This window comes from Dietzia sp. CQ4, from assembly GCF_014145125.1.
GTDB classification, from domain to species: domain Bacteria; phylum Actinomycetota; class Actinomycetes; order Mycobacteriales; family Mycobacteriaceae; genus Dietzia; species Dietzia natronolimnaea.
Map to the genome: position 1 here is coordinate 1 of NZ_JAALDZ010000069.1, position 16,649 is coordinate 16,649.

The window sequence follows — 16,649 nt, forward strand, 5'->3', positions numbered from 1 at the left end:
CGCCGCCGGCGCCGGCGCCGGCGGGGTGGCCGAGATGGGCGAGCATGAACCGGGCCATGTCCGTGGCCGTGGCGCTCAACGCGCCCGCGGGCGGCACCCCGACCACCTCGAAGGGGATCGCCGCCTCGTCCGAGGTCGGGTACCCCTGGGCGACGTGCGGCGCCAGGTGATCCGGGAGGGGTTGGTCGAAGGACGACGACGTCATCCCGACCGGGGCGAGGATGTTCCGGTCGACGTAAGCCTCGAACGGCACGCCGCTCACGGCCTCCACCACGTACCCGGCGAGTGCGTTGCCGTAGTTGGAGTACGCGGGCGTGGTGCCCGGCTCGTACACCTGGGCGGGTGGGTCCTCCACCAGGGCGCGGCGCAGGTCCACGCTCGCTCCCGGCGTGACGAAGAGGCCGGCGGCGCGCTCTTCGTACCCGGGGGTGTGGCTGAGCAGGTGCCGCAGCGTCACGGGGTGGTCGTGGGGAAGGTCGAGGCCGGTGTACTGCTCGACGTCGGTGTCCAGGTCGACCTCGCCGCGTTCGACGAGCTGCATCACGGCGGTCGCTGTCACCATCTTCGACACCGACCCCACCCGGAACAGGGTGGTCTCCGGGTCGACGACGGTCCCGGTGGCGACGTCGGCCTCGCCGAAGCCGCGGGCGGTGAGGATCTCGCCGCCGCGCACGACGGAGACGGTCGCTCCCGCGATCCGCCCGGACTCGAGCGCCGGCGGGATCGTCCGGTCGAGCCACACGTCCACGTCCGCTCGGGTCAGGTCGGCGGCGAGGGCCGGTGGGGAGTGCTGCGGGTCGGGCGGTGGTTCCGCCGACCCGCACGCGCCGAGGGTCGCGAACACGACCGCGCCGAGCACCGCGGCGGCCGCGCGCCTAGTCCGGCGAGTGAGCCGGGTGCCGCGGCGACCGGAGGTGGGCTCCGGCGCCGGTGCGAGGGTGGTGGGAACCACGGGGACCTCCTGCGCTGTGGGTGTCCGGACCGCGTCCGGACAGAATTCTCTGACCGGTTCCATGCTCGTCCGCGCGCTGCCGTCGGTCTTGGGGCCGGAGGTGGAGAACCGGTTGGCACCTTTGGGGGAGGCCGGCGGCCTCCGGGCGCTAGTCTCGGCGCATGCGCGAGACCGTCATCCCCGTCCCCGGTACCTCCGGTCTGCAGGCGACCCTGCACCACGCCGAGACTCCCCGGGCCCTGCTATTGCTGGTCCACGGCTTCGGTGAGCACTCCGGCCGGTATGGGCGGACGGTGGGGTTCCTGGTGGACCGCGGCGTGAACGTGGTCACCTACGACCTCCGGGGGCACGGCACGGCCCCCGGACCGCGGGCCAGGGTCGCCACGGAGACCCATATCCGGGACAACCTGGCCGTCCGCGACGCGGTCCTGGAATGGACCCGGACCCCCGAGGGCGTGGGGACCGGGTCCCTGCCCCGTCTGCTCATGGGGCACTCGATGGGCGGGTTGATCGCCGGGGAGTCCGCACTCCGGCGTCCGTGGGACCTGGCGGGACTGATCCTGTCCTCGCCCGGCATCGTCGTGGGCGAGAGCACACCCGCGCCGCTCCGGGCGGCGGCCCCGGTGATCGCCCGCCTCCTGCCGTTCCTCCCGGTGGAGAAGCTGGACCCGAACGAGATCTCCCGCGTTCCCGAGTACGTGGCGGACTACACCTCCGACCCGCTCGTGCACCACAAGGGGGTCCCGGCGCTGGCCGCCGGGACGCTGCTCGCGGGCGGGCAGAAGTTCCTGGAGCGCTCGAGCGCCCTGCGGTTGCCGACCCTGGTGATCAACGGTTCTGCGGACTCCATCACCTCACCGACGGGTGCGCGCCGGTTCGCCCAGGTCGCGGGATCGGACCACGACCCGCGGCCGGAGATCACCTATCGGGAGTTCGACGGCGGCCTGCACGAGCTGTTCAACGACCTGTGTGCGGACCAGGCGTACGCGGCGCTCGGGGAGTGGCTGGACGCGCGGTTGGGCTGAGGTCCCCTGGGTCCGGGCCGATACCGCTCGTCCGGCGGGGCGGCCGCAGGGGCGCCGACTACGCTGGCCCCCATGCGACCCGAGCTCTCCTCCTACCGCCATCTCGCCGCCGGGAAGGTCCGCGAGTTATATGAGATCGACGGCGAGACGCTGCTCCTGGTGGCCACCGACCGGATCTCGGCGTACGACCACGTGCTCGGCACGCCGATTCCCGACAAGGGCCGTGTGCTCACCGCCATGAGCGCCTACTTCTTCGACGCCCTCGATGTACCGAACCACCTTGCGGGGCCTCTGGACGACGATCGGATCCCCGCCGAGGTGCTCGGCCGGGCGATGGTCGTGCGCCGCCTGGACATGGTGCAGGCCGAGTGTGTCGCCCGTGGGTACCTGACCGGGTCCGGGATGGTCGAGTACCGCGAGTCGGGGTCGGTGTGCGGTGTCGAGCTCCCCGAGGGGCTCGTCGAGGCCAGCCGACTGCCGGAGCCGATCTTCACGCCCGCCACCAAGGCGGCGGTGGGCGACCATGACGAGAACATCTCGTTCGAGCAGCTCTCCGGGATCGTCGGCGACGAGCTGGCCGGCCGGCTCCGGACCGCCACCCTGGAGGTGTACGCGAGGGCGGCAGAGATGGCCGCCGACCGCGGGCTGCTGCTGGCGGACACGAAGTTCGAGTTCGGGTTGTCCGAGGGCGAGTTGATCCTGGCCGACGAGGTGCTCACCCCGGACTCCTCCCGGTACTGGCCGGCGGACGGGTACGAGGCCGGCCGCGTCCAGCCGAGCTTCGACAAGCAGTACGTGCGCGACTGGCTCACCGGCCCGGACTCGGGTTGGGACCGATCCTCGGATTCACCGCCGCCCCCGCTCCCACCGGAGGTGGTCGAGGCGACCAGGGCACGGTACGTCGAGGCGTACGAGCGGATCTCCGGCCTGCGGTTCTCGGAGTGGCTCGGCGGTGAGTCCGCATGAGCGCCTATGACGCCACCGGCATCGGGACCGACACCACCGCCACCGATCAGCGGGTCCCCGCGCCTCCCCGGGCCGAGCGCCGCCCCCACCGCCGTGAGCACCACGGCCGCGTCTTCGTGGACGACTACGAGTGGCTGCGCGACAAGGACGCCCCGGCGACCCGCGAGTACCTGGAGGCGGAGAACGCGTACACGGACGCGATGACGGCCGGGCAGAAGCCGCTCGAGGACGAGGTCTACGAGGAGATCCGTTCCCGCGTCAAGGAGACCGACATGTCGGTTCCCGTGCGGGCCGCCGGCTGGTGGTACTTCTCCCGCACATCGGAGGGTCTGTCCTACGCGCGGCACTGCCGCGTCCCCGTGCCTCGCGAGTTCGTGGCGGATCCCGGCGACCCGGCCGGGTGGGTCCCGCCTGAGGTCTCGCCCGGTGTCGAGCTCCCCGGGGAGCAGCTGTTGCTGGACGGCAACGCCGAGGCCGAGGGGCACGAGTACTTCGCGCTCGGCGCGTTCTCGGTCAGCCACGACGGCCGCGTCCTCGCCTGGGCCACCGACACCGAGGGCGACGAGCGCTACACCCTGCGTTTCCGATCCCTGGATCCCGACTACACGGCGCCTGACGAGGAGATCTCGGGCATCGCGGCCGGCGTGACCTGGTCCCGCGACGGCCAGTACGTCTTCTATGTGACGGTCGACGAGGCGTGGCGCCCCGACACCGTGTGGCGTCACCGCCTGGGGACGACCCGGGACGACGACGACGAGGTGTTCCACGAGCCCGACGAGTCCTACTGGATCGGGGTCGGCGAGACGCGCAGCGAGAAGTACCTGCAGATCGCCGCGGGGTCCAAGATCACCACCGAGGTGTGGTGCCTGGACTCCGCCGACCCGGCGGGCGAGTTCTGGTGCGTACGACCTCGCGAGGAGGGCGTCGAGTACGACGTCGAGCACGCGGTCGTCGGCGGCTTGGATCGCTTCCTCATCACCCACAACGCGGGGTCGCCCAACTTCGCCGTGGTCGAGGCGCCCGCCGGACCGGTCGACCGTGACTTCCGCGAACTGGACCCGCTCGTGCCGCACCGCGACGACGTGCGGGTGGAGGGGGTCGACGCGTTCGCCCGCGTGCTGGTGCTCGGGTACCGGGAGCAGGCGCTGCCCCGGTTCTCCCTGATGCCGCTGGATCCCGCCTCCACCGCGGGTGTGGAGGCGTATTCGGTGTTCACCCCCGTGGAGTTCGACGAGGAGCTGTTCACCTCGGGCCCGGGGTCGAACCCGGAGTGGGACGCGCCGGTGCTGAGGTTCGGGTTCGGCTCGTTCGTCACCCCGGGCCGGATCTACTCCCTGGCGCTGGCCACGGGGGAGCGCACCCTGTTGCGCGAGCAGGAGGTGCTCGGTGGCTACGACCCGGCCGGGTATGTGCAGCGCCGGGACTGGGCCACCGCCGGGGACGGCACCCTGGTGCCGATCTCCCTGGTGATGGCGGTGGACACGGCGGCGCGGATCGATGCGGGAGAGAAGGTCCCGACCCTGCTGTACGGCTACGGCTCGTACGAGACGAGCATCGACCCCGCGTTCTCGGTGGCCAGGCTCTCGTTGCTCGACCGGGGAATGGCCTACGCGGTCGCGCACGTGCGGGGTGGCGGCGAGATGGGGCGCCTCTGGTACGAGCAGGGCAAGACCCTGACCAAGCGGAACACCTTCACGGACTTCGTCGACTGTGCCCGGCACCTGGTCGACTCCGGGCTCACCGCCCCGGACCGGTTGGTGGCGGAGGGCGGAAGCGCGGGTGGTCTGCTCATGGGCGCCGTGGCCAACCTCGCGCCGGAGTTGTTCGTCGGCATCCAGGCGGTGGTGCCGTTCGTGGATCCGCTCACCTCGATCCTCATGCCGGAGCTCCCGCTCACGGTGATCGAGTGGGACGAGTGGGGCGATCCGCTGCACTCCGAGGAGGTCTACGACTACATGGCCTCCTACGCGCCGTACGAGAACGTCGAGGCCAAGGACTATCCGGCGATCCTGGCGGTCACCTCGCTCAACGACACCCGGGTGCTCTACGTGGAGCCCGCCAAGTGGGTGGCCAGGCTCCGGGCGGTGTCGACCTCGGCCGACTCGGCGGACCGCCCGGTGCTGTTGCGCTGCGAGATGAGCGCCGGTCACGGGGGCGTCTCCGGCCGGTACGAGCGGTGGCGCCAGACCGCGTTCGAGTACGCGTGGACGGTGCGCACCGCCGGCGCCGGCTAGGCTCCGGCCCCGACACCCCCGCGGTGGGGTCAGCGGTCGTCGGGGTCGGCGGGGTCCATGGTCGCGGCCATCGCGGCGGCGGGGATGATCCCCCCGACGAACACCGCCAGGACCGCGAGTCCGCCCATCGCGTAGGCGAGGCGGTGGCCGTCCCCGAGTTCCATCGTGGAGCCGAAGACCAGCACCAGTCCGATCACGAAGCAGATTCCCACGAGCACCGACAGCGCGGTGGATCTGGCGTGCAGGAGGGTCTGTGTCTCGAACTCGTCGAGGTAGCGCGGCGGCGCGGAGTCCTTGACGTCGATGACGGTGCGCAGCATCGTCCACACCGCGCAGATGGCCACGGTCATGGGCAGCCAGGCGATGACGATCGGGAGCCAGAAGAACCCGGCGACGGCGATCGCCGCCATGACCGCGACGCATGCCCAGTTCAACCGGACCAGCAGTCGGCGGCGTTCCGGGGTGCGCCATGAGAGCAGGCTGCCGGAGATCCGGTCGACGGTCTTCTCGTAGCGACGCTCGGCGGAGGTCAGGGTCTGGTCGGTGGCGGTGTTCATGGTGTGTCCTCTCGTGTGCGGCGGTAGATCTCGGTGGACATCGGCTGGAACTCCTCCCGGGAGAAGACGGCCTCGACCGGCAGGTCGAACACCGCGCAGATGCGGAAGGCCAGATCCAGGCTGGGGTAGTGGTCGCCCCGCTCGAGCGCCCCCACGGTCTGGGGGTTGACCTCGATCCGTTCCGCGAGCGAGGCCCGGCTGAGTCGGTGCTCGGCCCGCAGGACGGCGATCCGGTTGTAGATGGGGAGCTTTTCTCCCCGTCGCACTGGGCTCATGAAATGCAGTGTTGTAAAAACCCAACGATATGTCAAGGGTGACAACCGCGTAAGCTGGCTCACATGAGCAGCCTTCACGACATCACCTTCACGACCATCGACGGCGAACAGGCCCGACTCGGTGACTACGCGGGGCACGCCGTCCTGGTGGTCAACGTGGCGAGCGAGTGCGGGCTCACCCCGCAGTACGAGGGTCTGCAGGAGCTGGCCGACGACTACCGCGACCGCGGGTTCTTCGTCCTGGGGTTCCCGTGCAACCAGTTCATGGGGCAGGAACCCGGCGACGAGGACGCGATCAAGGAGTTCACCACCGAGAAGTACGGCATCACCTTCCCCCTGGCCGCCAAGGTCGACGTCAACGGACCTGACCGGCACCCGCTGTACGCGGAGTTGACCGCGGTCGCCGACGCCGACGGTGAGGCCGGTGACGTGCAGTGGAACTTCGAGAAGTTCCTGCTGTCCCCGGCGGGTGAGGTCGTGGGCCGCTTCCGTCCCAAGGTGGAGCCCGGTGCCCCCGAGCTCACCGGGGCGATCGAGGACGTCCTCCCCGTCTGACCCGTCCTGGAATGGATCGTCCGCCCGGAACGGCACGTCCGCCCGGGACGTCACCTCCGGTCGGGACACCGGACGTACACCTCGTCGTCGTCACCCTGTCATCCCCGACTGCGAGGATGGGCCGCATGACACCGCGCCCGGCCACCGCCCGCCTCATCGTCTCCGTCTCGGGCCTTCGGGAGTCGACGCTCGAGGGCGCCGTCGATCTGGTCGGCGAACTCGAGCGGCGGTCGGTGCCCGTCTCACTGCTCGTCGCGCCGAGGCGAGGGCGCGACTACCGGATGACGGAGGACCGGGCCACGCAGGGGTGGCTACGGCACCGCCGCGAGCAGGGTGACTCGATCGTGTTGGGCGGGTACGACGAGGCCGCGACCCGCCCGCGCCGGCCCGAGTTCGCCTCCATCGGGCCCGCGGAGGCCGCGGTCCGCCTGGCCGCCGCGGACCGGATCATGGCCGACATGGGCCTCCGGACGCGGCTGTTCGCCCCACCGCGATGGAACGCCTCGCCGGGGTGTCTCGAGGCGTTGCCCGGGGCGGGCTTCCGGGTGTGCGCCTCCCTCACCGGTATCCATGACGTGGTCCGGGGGACCACGGAGCGTGGCCGGGCACTGTCGATCGGGGAGGGGTTCATCGCCGATGCCTGGTGGTGCCGAGCCCTCGTCACCGCGGCCTGTCGAACGGCGGCGGCCGGAGGGCTGGTGCGGGTCAACGTCTCCGCCACGCAGCTCTCGCGCCGGGCGCCGCGATCGGCGCTGCTGGATGCGGTGGACCGGGTGACCGGGGAGCACCGTGCCGTCGCCGGCCGCTACGAGTGGCCGGCGGTCGCATTGGCCTCCGCGGCCTGAGCGAGGGTGCGGTCCTCCGCGGCCTGAGCGAGGGTGCGGTCCTCCGCGGCCTGAGCGGGGGCGCAGGCCTCCGGCCCGAGCCGTTCGGTGGCCCCGCCGAGTCCGGGTAGGATCGGCAGTCGAGCCCCGGCAGGTCCGGGTCCGCCCCGCGTTTCCACCGATCGAGGAGTTCCACCGTGGCCCGAGTCGTCGTCGAAGTCATGCCCAAGGCCGAGATCCTCGATCCGCAGGGCCAGGCCATCCACCGGGCCCTGGGCCGACTCGGCCACCCGGGAGTCACCGACGTCCGTCAGGGAAAGCGGTTCGAGCTCGAGGTCGCCGACGACGTATCGGACGCAGAGTTGGAGGAGATCGCCTCGTCGCTCCTGGCCAACACCGTGATCGAGGACTGGAAGGTCGTGCGCGTGGACACCGCCGAGGTGGCCTCGTGACCGCTCGGATCGGCGTCATCACCTTCCCCGGCACGCTCGACGACATCGATGCCTCGCGGGCTGTCACCAGGTCCGGCGCGGAGGCCGTGTCGTTGTGGCACGACGACGCGGATCTCAAGGGCGTCGACGCCGTGGTGGTGCCCGGCGGCTTCTCCTACGGCGACTACCTGCGCTGCGGTGCCATCGCCTCGATGGCCCCCGTCATGGGCGAGGTCATCACGGCTGCCCGCGGCGGCATGCCGGTCCTGGGCATCTGCAACGGTTTCCAGATCCTGTGCGAGGCCGGCCTGTTGCCCGGCGCTCTCGGGCGCAACCGCGACATGCACTTCGTGTGCCGCGACGAATGGCTGCGGGTGGAGAACACCGGCACCGCGTGGACCAGCCGGTTCGAGGAGGGAGCGGAGATCCTCATCCCCCTCAAGTCCGGAGAGGGCCGGTACATGGCCACCGCCGAGACGATCGAGCAGCTCGAGGGCGAGGGGCGCGTGGTGTTCCGCTTCGCGGGCGACGCCCCCAACGGCTCGACCAACGGTATCGCCGGGATCAGTTCCGAGAACGGACGGGTGGTGGGCCTCATGCCCCATCCCGAGCACGCGATCGACCCGCTGACGGGTCCGTCCGACGACGGGCTGGGGCTTTTCCTGTCCGCCCTCGACGCGGTGGTCTCCGCCTGACTCGGGCGCCACGCCCATAGCGAAGGGCCCGCCGGGATCTCTCCCTGCGGGCCCTTCAACTATGTGGGGTGACTCAGGCGCCCATGCTGCTGCCCAGGTCTGCTCCGATTCCGGCGGCGAGGTTCAGGAGGAACGCCGGCAGGATGAACGCGGTCTGCAGCAGGGTGTCGATGGCGGACGACCCGGTCGGCTCGTTCATCAGGCTGCCGAACTCGGCGCTGAGGGGGGCGGTGGCTTCGGCGATCGAACCGGTGAGGTTCATGGGGACTCCTTGGGGTAGCCGCCCCGAGCGGGCCCGGGGCGAGTGCCGGCGACCCGGATGGTCGCGCGTGCCAAATGATTCTGCACCTTCTGAGAGGAACATGTGCAACATTGGTCACGCCAGTGGCAGGGATCACTCCCGCCACACCGTGGGCATCACCGAGTCGCTGCGCGCGGTCATCACACTGGCGGTCATCACACTGCCGGAGTGGTCCGGCCCCGAGATGTCAGGGTCGGACCACTCCGCTATGCACACCCGTCTGGTCCCATGCCCGGGCTTCGCCCCGTGGATGAGTGTCTTCTCACCGCGGGCGGGCCCGCGTCCCGCCGCCGACCGGAGGTCAGATCCCGCCGCTGCCGGTGCTGCCTAGGTCGCCTCCCAGGCCGCCGATGAACATCAGGACGATGTTGTAGGCGAACGCCGGGGCGGTGGCAAGGGTGTCGATGAACGACGAGCCGGTGCCTTCGAAACTGCCGTAGACGACTTCGAACACCGAGTTTCCGGCTTCCAGTAGTGAACCGGTCAGATCCATGAGGGACTCCTTCATCTCCGCGTCCCCCGCCCGGGCGGGTGGCGCGACAAGAGCGACGGCCCGTGTGGTCAACGCTCAGCCCGGGACCGGGCATGTGAGGATCATCTCACCTTCTCCAGAAGGTGAGAACCCCCGAGGCCGGATCGTGACCGGGGCCGGACGGCGGGACGGCCGGACGGCGGGATGGCAGGGCGGGGGAGGCGGCACGGCCGGACCGGTCGCGGTCACCGATCCCGCGGGATGCGGTAGAAATGTGGGGTGAGCGAATCCAGCACCCAGCCCGTGTCCGCGTCCGACAGGTCCACCAGGCCGTTCGACATCGTCCTCTACGGTGCGACCGGGTTCACCGGCGGTCTGGTTGCCGACTATTTGCTGCGGAACCTCCCCGAGGGGGGTGCGTGGGCCGTGGCGGGTCGGTCGCGGGTCAAGCTCGATGCGCTCGTGGCGCGGCTCAGCGCCGAGATGCCGGACGTTCCGGCGCCCGGGGTCGTGGTGGCGGATACCGAGGGCCCGGAGTCGCTGGCGGACATGGCCCGCGCGGCCCGAGTCGTCATCACCACCGTCGGGCCGTACCTCGAGTACGGCGAGCCGCTCGTCGCCGCGTGCGCCGAGGCCGGGACCGACTACGTGGACCTGACTGGCGAGCCCGAGTTCGCCGACCGGATGTACCTCGAATACCACGACAAGGCCGTGGCCTCCGGCGCGCGGATCATCCACGCGTGCGGGTTCGACTCCATCCCCCACGACATGGGGGTGTTCTACACGATGAAGCAGGTCCCAGAGGGTGTGCCGGTGGCGGTCTACGGTGCGGTCCACGCCGACGCCCAGTTCTCCGGGGGCACCTTCCACTCGGCCATCGGCCAGTTCGCCCGACTCCGTGAGGCCGGTCGCACGGCGAAGGCGCGGCGCAAGAAGGAGGGCAGGGTCGAGGGGCGTTGGATCAAGTCGATCACGGGCAAACCGCACCACGACAGCGTCCTCGGCCGGTGGCTGGTGCCGCTGCCCACGATCGACCCGCAGATCGTGTTGCGGTCCGCGGCCGCGTTGGAGAGCTACGGCCCGGATTTCACGTACGCGCACTACGCCTCGGTCAAGTCGCCGTTGACCGCGACGGCGGGCATGGTCGGAGTCGGTGCGCTGACCGTGGGCGCCCAGATCGGCCCCATCAGGTCGCAATTGCTCAAGCGGATCGATCGCGGCGCCGGGCCCAGTGAGTCCCGCCGTGCGCGCTCGTCGTTCGATGTGACATTCGTGGCGTTGGCGGGCGGGCGCCGGGTGGTCACCCGGGTGTCCGGCGGCGACCCCGGGTACACCGAGACGGCCATGATGATCGCGGAGTCCGGCCTGTGCCTGGCCTTCGACGACCTTCCCGCGCTCTCGGGACAACTCACCACCGCCCAGGCGATGGGGGATGCGCTTCTCGAGCGTGTCCAGCGCGGCGGCCTGACCTTCGAGGTGCTGTCCACCTAGCCCCGGTTGGTAGCGGATTCGCGGGCCACCGCGGGCCGACTAGACTCGCCCCCGTGACGACTCACGTGGACTCCATCTCGCACGCCTCCGACACCCCCGAGCTGGCCCAGCCGTGGGCGGAACTCGGACTCAAGGAGGACGAGTACGCCCGCATCCGGGAGATCCTGGGCCGCCGCCCGACGGACGCCGAGCTGGCGATGTACTCCGTCATGTGGTCGGAGCACTGCTCCTACAAGTCGTCCAAGGTGCACCTGCGCTACTTCGGCGAGACGACCACGGACGAGATGCGCTCGTCCATGCTCGCCGGCATCGGTGAGAACGCCGGCGTCGTGGACATCGGCGGCGGCTGGGCCGTGACGTTCAAGGTGGAGTCCCACAACCACCCCTCGTACATCGAGCCCTACCAGGGCGCCGCGACCGGTGTCGGCGGGATCATCCGCGACATCATGGCGATGGGTGCGCGGCCGGTGGCCGTGATGGACCAGCTCCGCTTCGGCCCCGCCGACGCCGACGACACGCACCGCGTGCTCCCCGGCGTCGTGGCCGGGGTCGGCGGGTACGGCAACTGCCTGGGCCTGCCCAACATCGGTGGTGAGACGGTGTTCGACGAGTCGTACGCCGCCAATCCGCTGGTCAACGCCCTCGGTGCGGGCGTCATGCGCGTGGAGGACCTGCACCTGGCGTTCGCCTCCGGCACCGGCAACCGGATCATCCTGTTCGGTGCGCGCACCGGTCTCGACGGGATCGGTGGCGTGTCGGTGCTGGCGTCCGAGACCTTCGATGTGGACGAGGACGGAGCGCCGGTCAAGCCGCGCAAGCTCCCCAGCGTCCAGGTGGGCGACCCGTTCATGGAGAAGGTCCTCATCGAGTGCTGCCTCGAGCTGTACCGCGACGAGCTGGTCGTGGGCATCCAGGACCTCGGCGGTGCCGGCCTGGCGTGCGCCACCTCCGAGCTGGCCGCGGCCGGCGACGGCGGCATGCACATCGTGCTCGACAACGTCCCGCTGCGCGCGGAGGGCATGTCCGCCGCCGAGATCCTCTCCAGTGAGTCGCAGGAGCGCATGTGCGCCGTGGTGACGCCGGAGAACGTCGAGGCCTTCATGGAGGTGTGCCGCCGCTGGGACGTGTTGGCCGCCGACATCGGCGAGGTCACCGACGGCGACCGGCTCACCATCGAGTTCCGCGGTGAGACCGTGGTGGACGCCCCGCCCGAGTCGCTGGCCGACGAGGGGCCGGTCTACGAGCGCCCCCTCGAGCGGCCCTCCGACCAGGACGCCCTGCAGGCGGACACCACCGCGACCCTGGCCCGCCCGGCCACCGGCGACGAGTTGCGCCGGACCCTGGTGGACATGATCTCCAGCCCGGCCCTGTGCTCGCGCAAGTTCATCACCGAGCAGTACGACCGCTACGTCCGCGGCAACACGATCCTCGCGGAGAACGCCGACGGCGGTGTCCTGCGCATCGACGAGGAGTCCGGCCGCGGCATCGCGCTGTCGACCGACGCGTCGGGGCGCTACACCAAGCTCGACCCGTACACCGGTGCCCGGCTGGCCCTGGCGGAGGCGTACCGCAATGTCGCCGTCACCGGCGCCACCCCGGTCGCCGTGACCAATTGCCTCAACTTCGGCTCGCCCGAGGACCCGGGCGTGATGTGGCAGTTCCGCGAGGCCGTCCACGGACTGGCGGACGGTTGTGCCGAGCTCGGCATCCCCGTCACCGGCGGCAACGTCTCCTTCTACAACCAGACCGGGTCCACCCCGATCCTGCCGACGCCCGTCGTGGGCGTGCTCGGCGTGATCGACGACGTCGCCCGCCGCACGCCCACCGCGTTCGGTGACACCCCCGGCGAGAACGTCTACCTGCTCGGCGAGACCCGCGACGAGCTCGACGGGTCCATCTGGGCCCAGGTCGCCCACGAGCACCTCGGAGGCATGCCCCCGACGGTCGACCTGCGGTGGGAGGCCACACTCGCCCGGATCCTGGCCACGTGCTCCAAGGACGGCCTGATCACCGGCGCACACGACCTGTCGGAGGGCGGGCTCGCGCAGGCGCTCGTGGAGTCGGCCCTGGCCGGGGAGTGCGGCCTCCGGGTGGTGCTGCCCGCCGACGCGGACCCGTTCGTGTGGCTCTTCTCCGAGTCGGCCGGCCGCGTGATCGTGTCGGTCCCCCGGGGCGAGGAGATCCGCTTCCAGCAGATGCTCACCGCGCAGGACATCCCGCACACCCGGATCGCCGTCACCGACCCGGATTCGGGGACCTTCGAGGTCCAGGGGCAGTTCACCCTGACCACCGCGGAGCTGCGCGCCGCCCACGAGGGCACGCTGCCGGCACTGTTCGGCGTCGACCCGGTCTGAGACGGTCATCCTGAGACGGGCCGGCAGGGATCGGACCGGTCGGGCGCGACCCGATGCGTGATCTCCGCAGACGAGAGCGACTGCTCGCCGTCGTCCTGGCCGGCACGGCGGGGTTCGTCGACGCGGTCGGCTTCCTCGTGGTGGGTGGCTACTTCGTGTCGTTCATGAGCGGAAACTCCACGCGAATGGCCGTCGACCTGGTGCAGGGTGACCTCGGCGGCGCGGGGATCGCGGCCGTCGTCCTGGTCTCGTTCTTCCTCGGCGCGGTCGCCGGTGCGGTGGTCACCCGCCTCCGTCCCCGGGACGACCGCCCGGCCGTCCTGGCCCTGGTCGCCACCCTGCTGCTGGTGGCGCTCGCGGTGCACCGGCTCACGACCGCCACGGTCGTCGGGGCGCCGCTGTCGATGACGGTGGTCGCGGCGTCGATGGGTGCCATGAACTCGGTGTTCCACTCGCGGGGAGAGGTCTCGCTCGGGGTCACCTACATGACCGGTGCGGTGGTCAAGTCCGCCCACCGGCTGGTGGACGCGCTGGCCGGGGGGTCGTGGGCGCCCTATCGTCAGCAGGTCTCCCTGTGGGCTGCGCTCGCGCTCGGTGGGGTGGCGGGCGCGGTGCTCCAGGTGCGCCTCGGTGTGGCCGCGCTGGGCGTCGCGGCGGCGGTCGTGACCGGCGCTCTGCTCGTGACGGTCTGGGTGCGTGGTCGAGAGAACCGCGGGACCTGAGGGTCGGGGTCAGCCTCGTCGTCGTGCCCGGTGGTAGGTCTCGCGCGCGGCGAGGCCGTGGACCACCTCGTCGATCATGGGGCGGACGAACCGCGCCCGGTGGGCGGAGTCGGAGGCCGCCGCCGCGGCCAGGTTGAGGGCGGAGAACGCCGCGAGGGTCAGCGCGACGCGCACGAGGGTCACACTGACGGGCACGCCGGCCAACAGGCCACCCAGGTCCTCCGTCGGCCGCAGCGTCCACCGGGTCTCGGTGGCCTCCGGTATGGCTACCCAGCCCAGGAACACGAAGAACAGGAAGACCAGGCAGGCGAACAACGCGGCCTGGATGAGGGTGGCCAGCACCGGGACCAGCAGGATGTTGATCCGCTCGGACATGCGCAGCTCCCGGCCCGGCGCCCGCGCCTCAAGCTCGTCGTGGAGGTCGTCCCGGGTGGTGATGGCCACCAGCAGGACGGTGAGCAGACCCATGACGCCCACCACGGCGAAGGTCCGCGGCCAGGACAGCGCCACCATCACCTGCCAGATCTCCGCGCTGAAGAACAGGAAGAGCACGGCCAACATGAGGACCGGCAGGACCCGGGCCACCATGTGGCCCATGGTGCCGAGCTCGCGCCGGACCCGCCGCGCGGCCCAGCGCACCAGCGAACCCACACCGATGTAGGTACCCACCAGCACCCCCGCCAGGAGGAGCGAGGTGGTGGCCGGGCCGGGGCCGTCGTGGGCCTCGAAGGTGAGAGGTGCCGCCACGACGAGGGCGACCGCCGAGACGAGACCGACGACCGAGCCGGACACCCGGTCCAGGCGTCGCACCACGCGGGCCACCAGCCACCCGAGCAAGGGCGCGGCGGCGAACAAGCCGAGCGCCAGCAGGAGCAGCAGGATGATCGGATCTGTGATCCCGATGTCGTCCAGCTCCGGTGAATCCTCACCGACCCGCTCGAGCAGGGCCACCGCGTAATCGTTCGAGCGGTCCAACGCGGAGAGACCCGACGTGGCCACCGCGAGACCGGCGCTGACTCCGGCGGAGCGGATGAGTATCTCGCGAGACCGCGTGGACGGGACGATCATCAGCGGCAGTCCCAGCGACCGCAGGTACTCCTCGTGGACACCCCGGCTGCTGGCCGGGGTCGGATCGGGCGTGGGCACGAGGACATTCTGGCAGTCATCGCGGTCCGCACGGCCGGTACCGCCGACTATCGTCTAGCCATGTCCACCAGTGAGCGAGCGGTGCAGACGCCCGGCGCGGAGCGGTCCGCGCCGACCGCGCCCCCGGTTTACGCCCGCCTGCCGTCCAAGGTGCGGGACGACGACGTGCGGCCGGCGCTGCCCGGCCAGGTCGTCGACACCGTGTTCTTCACCCTGGCCACCCTCGCGGCCGGATGGCTCGGCTGGCGGCTGTTGGACGACGTGTGGCGCCACACCTGGTGGCATCTGTTCCTCCTGATCCCGTTCTGGGCACTGGTCGCCTATCTGGTCCTGCCCCGGCTGCAGACGCTGATCACCTCGGTGTACGTGCCGGGATACTTCATCGCGCGGACCCGGACGTCGGACGGGTTGCTGGGGGACCCGGTCAACCTGGCCGTCGACGGCACCGCCCGTCAGATCCACGAGACCATGACGGCCTGCGGGTGGGTGCTGGCCGACGACATCACGGTCCGGTCCTCCTGGGGCATCATCATGTCCTCGGTGCTCCGACGGTCCTATCCCTCCGCGCCGGTGAGCCCCCTGCGGCTCTTCGGACGCAGGCAGTGTCTGGCCTACCAGCAGGAGGTCGAGGGCAACGCCGCGCAACGGCACCACGTCCGGTTCTGGCGGTGCCCAGACGGGTGGCTGCTGCCCGGCGGCCACCGCGTGCAGTGGCTCGGGGCCGGCACCTACGACCGGGCCGTGGGGTTGTCGCTGTTCACCCTCCAGGTGACGCACAAGATCGACGCGGACATCGACGTGGAGCGCGACTACATCGTGGACTCGATCCGCTACCACGTCCCCGCCGCGGGTGTCCGGGTGCTCGAGAACTTCTCCGCCGGCTACCACTCCCGCAACGGCGGGGGTGACGCGATCCGCACCGACGGTGACCTACCGGTGGTGGACCTGAGGTCCGTACCGGTCCCCGAGGCGTCGGCGGCCGGGCTCCCGGCCGGGGTGGTGCGGGCCGCCCGCGGGTACGACGACCCCCAGGCGGAGGGCGGGCTGGCGTCGGGGGACGCCGACCGGCCGGCCGACGACGTCGCCCCCGATCCCGGGCATCTCCCCCGTCCGGCCGCGCTCACCGCCGGCTGCGGACTGGTCGCGGCGTCGGTCCTCGTCCTGCTGATCCTGGCGCTGCGGGACATCCTGGGGGACCAGGGCATGGAGGAGTTCGCGGGCCTGGACCGGTCCGAGGTGGTGCCCGCGATCATCGTGCTCGCGGTGTTCATCGGCGGCGTCTACGGCGCGATGGGCGTCCTGGCGCTGCTGACCTACCTGGGGTACGCCAGACCACGCGTGTGGTTGCTGACACTGACGGTGGTGAGCATCATCTCGACCGAGTCCGGCCGCGTCACCACGGATGCCGAACTGGGTACCGTCCTCGGCGGCTACCTCGCCCTGGCGGTGAACGTGCTGATCCTGCTGTTGCTCACCAGCCAGGCCACGCGGACGTGGAGCCGCAGGACCGCCCAGGAACGGCGGCGGACGCGGCGTTCCCGGCGTCGGGGGCTCCCGCCCGCGGGATCGGAGCCGGAGCCCGATCCGGTTCCCCCGGCCGCGGGTGACCGGACATGAGGCGCGTCCCCGACGGTGCGGCGGTCCGCGCC

17 protein-coding genes are annotated in these 16,649 nt (G+C 71.1%); 11 read left to right on the forward strand and 6 right to left on the reverse strand.

The genetic code is table 11. The features are described 5' to 3' along the window. A partial coding sequence (locus tag G6031_RS04685) for a serine hydrolase domain-containing protein (RefSeq protein WP_206682141.1) occupies nucleotides 1-952 on the reverse strand: 952 nt, incomplete at its 3' end. Between the two features lie 161 nt (nucleotides 953-1,113). Between G6031_RS04685 and G6031_RS04690 the strand changes: the two genes are divergently transcribed. The 3 genes from G6031_RS04690 to G6031_RS04700 all read left to right on the forward strand — a co-directional run bounded on the left by G6031_RS04690 (nucleotide 1,114) and on the right by G6031_RS04700 (nucleotide 5,177). Further along, on the forward strand, nucleotides 1,114-1,977 hold the full coding sequence (locus tag G6031_RS04690; RefSeq protein ID WP_182652604.1) for an alpha/beta hydrolase: 864 nt from the start codon (nucleotides 1,114-1,116) through the stop codon (nucleotides 1,975-1,977). 72 nt (nucleotides 1,978-2,049) lie between these two features. Continuing rightward, nucleotides 2,050-2,943: a phosphoribosylaminoimidazolesuccinocarboxamide synthase gene (locus G6031_RS04695; protein WP_179524597.1), complete on the forward strand. Its 894-nt coding sequence runs from the start codon at nucleotides 2,050-2,052 to the stop codon at nucleotides 2,941-2,943. Continuing rightward, nucleotides 2,940-5,177 carry a S9 family peptidase gene (locus G6031_RS04700; RefSeq protein ID WP_182652605.1) on the forward strand — a complete coding sequence of 746 codons (2,238 nt, stop codon included), beginning with the start codon at nucleotides 2,940-2,942 and terminating at the stop codon, nucleotides 5,175-5,177. Before G6031_RS04695 ends, G6031_RS04700 begins: the two co-directional genes overlap by 4 nt. Before the next feature lie 29 nt (nucleotides 5,178-5,206). On the opposite strand, the gene G6031_RS04705 is transcribed toward G6031_RS04700, so the two are convergent. Together G6031_RS04705 and G6031_RS04710 are read right to left on the reverse strand one after the other, a co-directional pair. Further along, complete coding sequence (locus G6031_RS04705; protein ID WP_182645023.1) at nucleotides 5,207-5,734, reverse strand: hypothetical protein; 528 nt, start codon at nucleotides 5,732-5,734, stop codon at nucleotides 5,207-5,209. Further along, nucleotides 5,731-6,009 carry a helix-turn-helix transcriptional regulator gene (locus G6031_RS04710; RefSeq protein WP_031264401.1) on the reverse strand — a complete coding sequence of 93 codons (279 nt, stop codon included), beginning with the start codon at nucleotides 6,007-6,009 and terminating at the stop codon, nucleotides 5,731-5,733. Before G6031_RS04710 ends, G6031_RS04705 begins: the two co-directional genes overlap by 4 nt. Nucleotides 6,010-6,072: 63 nt before the next feature. Between G6031_RS04710 and G6031_RS04715 the strand changes: the two genes are divergently transcribed. The 4 genes from G6031_RS04715 (at nucleotide 6,073) to purQ (ending at nucleotide 8,514) form a co-directional block, all read left to right on the forward strand. After that, the gene (locus tag G6031_RS04715) at nucleotides 6,073-6,564 is read left to right on the forward strand and encodes a glutathione peroxidase (RefSeq protein ID WP_179524601.1); all 492 of its coding nucleotides are present in this window, start codon (nucleotides 6,073-6,075) and stop codon (nucleotides 6,562-6,564) included. Between the two features lie 125 nt (nucleotides 6,565-6,689). Continuing rightward, the gene (locus tag G6031_RS04720; protein ID WP_179524602.1) at nucleotides 6,690-7,409 is read left to right on the forward strand and encodes a DUF2334 domain-containing protein; all 720 of its coding nucleotides are present in this window, start codon (nucleotides 6,690-6,692) and stop codon (nucleotides 7,407-7,409) included. Between the two features lie 176 nt (nucleotides 7,410-7,585). Continuing rightward, the gene (purS, locus tag G6031_RS04725; protein WP_179524603.1) at nucleotides 7,586-7,840 is read left to right on the forward strand and encodes a phosphoribosylformylglycinamidine synthase subunit PurS; all 255 of its coding nucleotides are present in this window, start codon (nucleotides 7,586-7,588) and stop codon (nucleotides 7,838-7,840) included. Further along, the gene (gene purQ, locus G6031_RS04730) at nucleotides 7,837-8,514 is read left to right on the forward strand and encodes a phosphoribosylformylglycinamidine synthase subunit PurQ (RefSeq protein ID WP_182652606.1); all 678 of its coding nucleotides are present in this window, start codon (nucleotides 7,837-7,839) and stop codon (nucleotides 8,512-8,514) included. The genes purS and purQ overlap by 4 nt, the downstream gene beginning before the upstream one ends. Nucleotides 8,515-8,587: 73 nt before the next feature. Here purQ and G6031_RS04735 read toward each other — a convergent pair whose 3' ends face one another. Continuing rightward, nucleotides 8,588-8,776, reverse strand: coding sequence for a hypothetical protein (locus G6031_RS04735; RefSeq protein ID WP_179524605.1), 189 nt, complete (start codon nucleotides 8,774-8,776; stop codon nucleotides 8,588-8,590). A 340-nt stretch (nucleotides 8,777-9,116) separates the two neighbouring features. Continuing rightward, nucleotides 9,117-9,308, reverse strand: coding sequence for a hypothetical protein (locus G6031_RS04740; RefSeq protein WP_179524606.1), 192 nt, complete (start codon nucleotides 9,306-9,308; stop codon nucleotides 9,117-9,119). 258 nt (nucleotides 9,309-9,566) lie between these two features. On the opposite strand from G6031_RS04740, the gene G6031_RS04745 reads away from it, so the two are divergent. From G6031_RS04745 to G6031_RS04755, 3 genes are read left to right on the forward strand one after another with little or no spacing between them, the layout of a single operon-like run. Then, nucleotides 9,567-10,778, forward strand: coding sequence for a saccharopine dehydrogenase NADP-binding domain-containing protein (locus G6031_RS04745; RefSeq protein ID WP_182652607.1), 1,212 nt, complete (start codon nucleotides 9,567-9,569; stop codon nucleotides 10,776-10,778). Between the two features lie 53 nt (nucleotides 10,779-10,831). Continuing rightward, entirely contained in the window at nucleotides 10,832-13,132 is a 2,301-nt protein-coding gene (gene purL / locus G6031_RS04750) for a phosphoribosylformylglycinamidine synthase subunit PurL (RefSeq protein WP_182652608.1), read from the forward strand. Nucleotides 13,133-13,185: 53 nt separating this feature from the next. Beyond that, nucleotides 13,186-13,854, forward strand: a complete 669-nt coding sequence (locus tag G6031_RS04755) for a DUF1275 family protein (protein ID WP_182652609.1) — start codon at nucleotides 13,186-13,188, stop codon at nucleotides 13,852-13,854. Between the two features lie 9 nt (nucleotides 13,855-13,863). Here G6031_RS04755 and G6031_RS04760 read toward each other — a convergent pair whose 3' ends face one another. Next, nucleotides 13,864-15,000 carry a hypothetical protein gene (locus tag G6031_RS04760; RefSeq protein WP_182652610.1) on the reverse strand — a complete coding sequence of 379 codons (1,137 nt, stop codon included), beginning with the start codon at nucleotides 14,998-15,000 and terminating at the stop codon, nucleotides 13,864-13,866. Nucleotides 15,001-15,060: 60 nt separating this feature from the next. On the opposite strand from G6031_RS04760, the gene G6031_RS04765 reads away from it, so the two are divergent. Then, nucleotides 15,061-16,617: an LssY C-terminal domain-containing protein gene (locus G6031_RS04765; protein WP_182652611.1), complete on the forward strand. Its 1,557-nt coding sequence runs from the start codon at nucleotides 15,061-15,063 to the stop codon at nucleotides 16,615-16,617. The last annotated feature ends 32 nt before the right edge of the window (nucleotides 16,618-16,649 follow it).

Excerpts from the sequence above, each read along its gene's own strand:
- G6031_RS04690 (WP_182652604.1), top strand. The coding sequence starts at position 1,114 with ATGCGCGAGACCGTCATCCCCGTCCCCGGTACCTCCGGTCTGCAGGCG.
- G6031_RS04695 (WP_179524597.1), top strand. The coding sequence starts at position 2,050 with ATGCGACCCGAGCTCTCCTCCTACCGCCATCTCGCCGCCGGGAAGGTC.
- G6031_RS04700 (WP_182652605.1), top strand. The coding sequence starts at position 2,940 with ATGAGCGCCTATGACGCCACCGGCATCGGGACCGACACCACCGCCACC.
- G6031_RS04705 (WP_182645023.1), bottom strand. The coding sequence starts at position 5,734 with ATGAACACCGCCACCGACCAGACCCTGACCTCCGCCGAGCGTCGCTAC.
- G6031_RS04710 (WP_031264401.1), bottom strand. The coding sequence starts at position 6,009 with ATGAGCCCAGTGCGACGGGGAGAAAAGCTCCCCATCTACAACCGGATC.
- G6031_RS04715 (WP_179524601.1), top strand. The coding sequence starts at position 6,073 with ATGAGCAGCCTTCACGACATCACCTTCACGACCATCGACGGCGAACAG.
- G6031_RS04720 (WP_179524602.1), top strand. The coding sequence starts at position 6,690 with ATGACACCGCGCCCGGCCACCGCCCGCCTCATCGTCTCCGTCTCGGGC.
- G6031_RS04735 (WP_179524605.1), bottom strand. The coding sequence starts at position 8,776 with ATGAACCTCACCGGTTCGATCGCCGAAGCCACCGCCCCCCTCAGCGCC.
- G6031_RS04740 (WP_179524606.1), bottom strand. The coding sequence starts at position 9,308 with ATGGATCTGACCGGTTCACTACTGGAAGCCGGAAACTCGGTGTTCGAA.
- G6031_RS04755 (WP_182652609.1), top strand. The coding sequence starts at position 13,186 with ATGCGTGATCTCCGCAGACGAGAGCGACTGCTCGCCGTCGTCCTGGCC.
- G6031_RS04765 (WP_182652611.1), top strand. The coding sequence starts at position 15,061 with ATGTCCACCAGTGAGCGAGCGGTGCAGACGCCCGGCGCGGAGCGGTCC.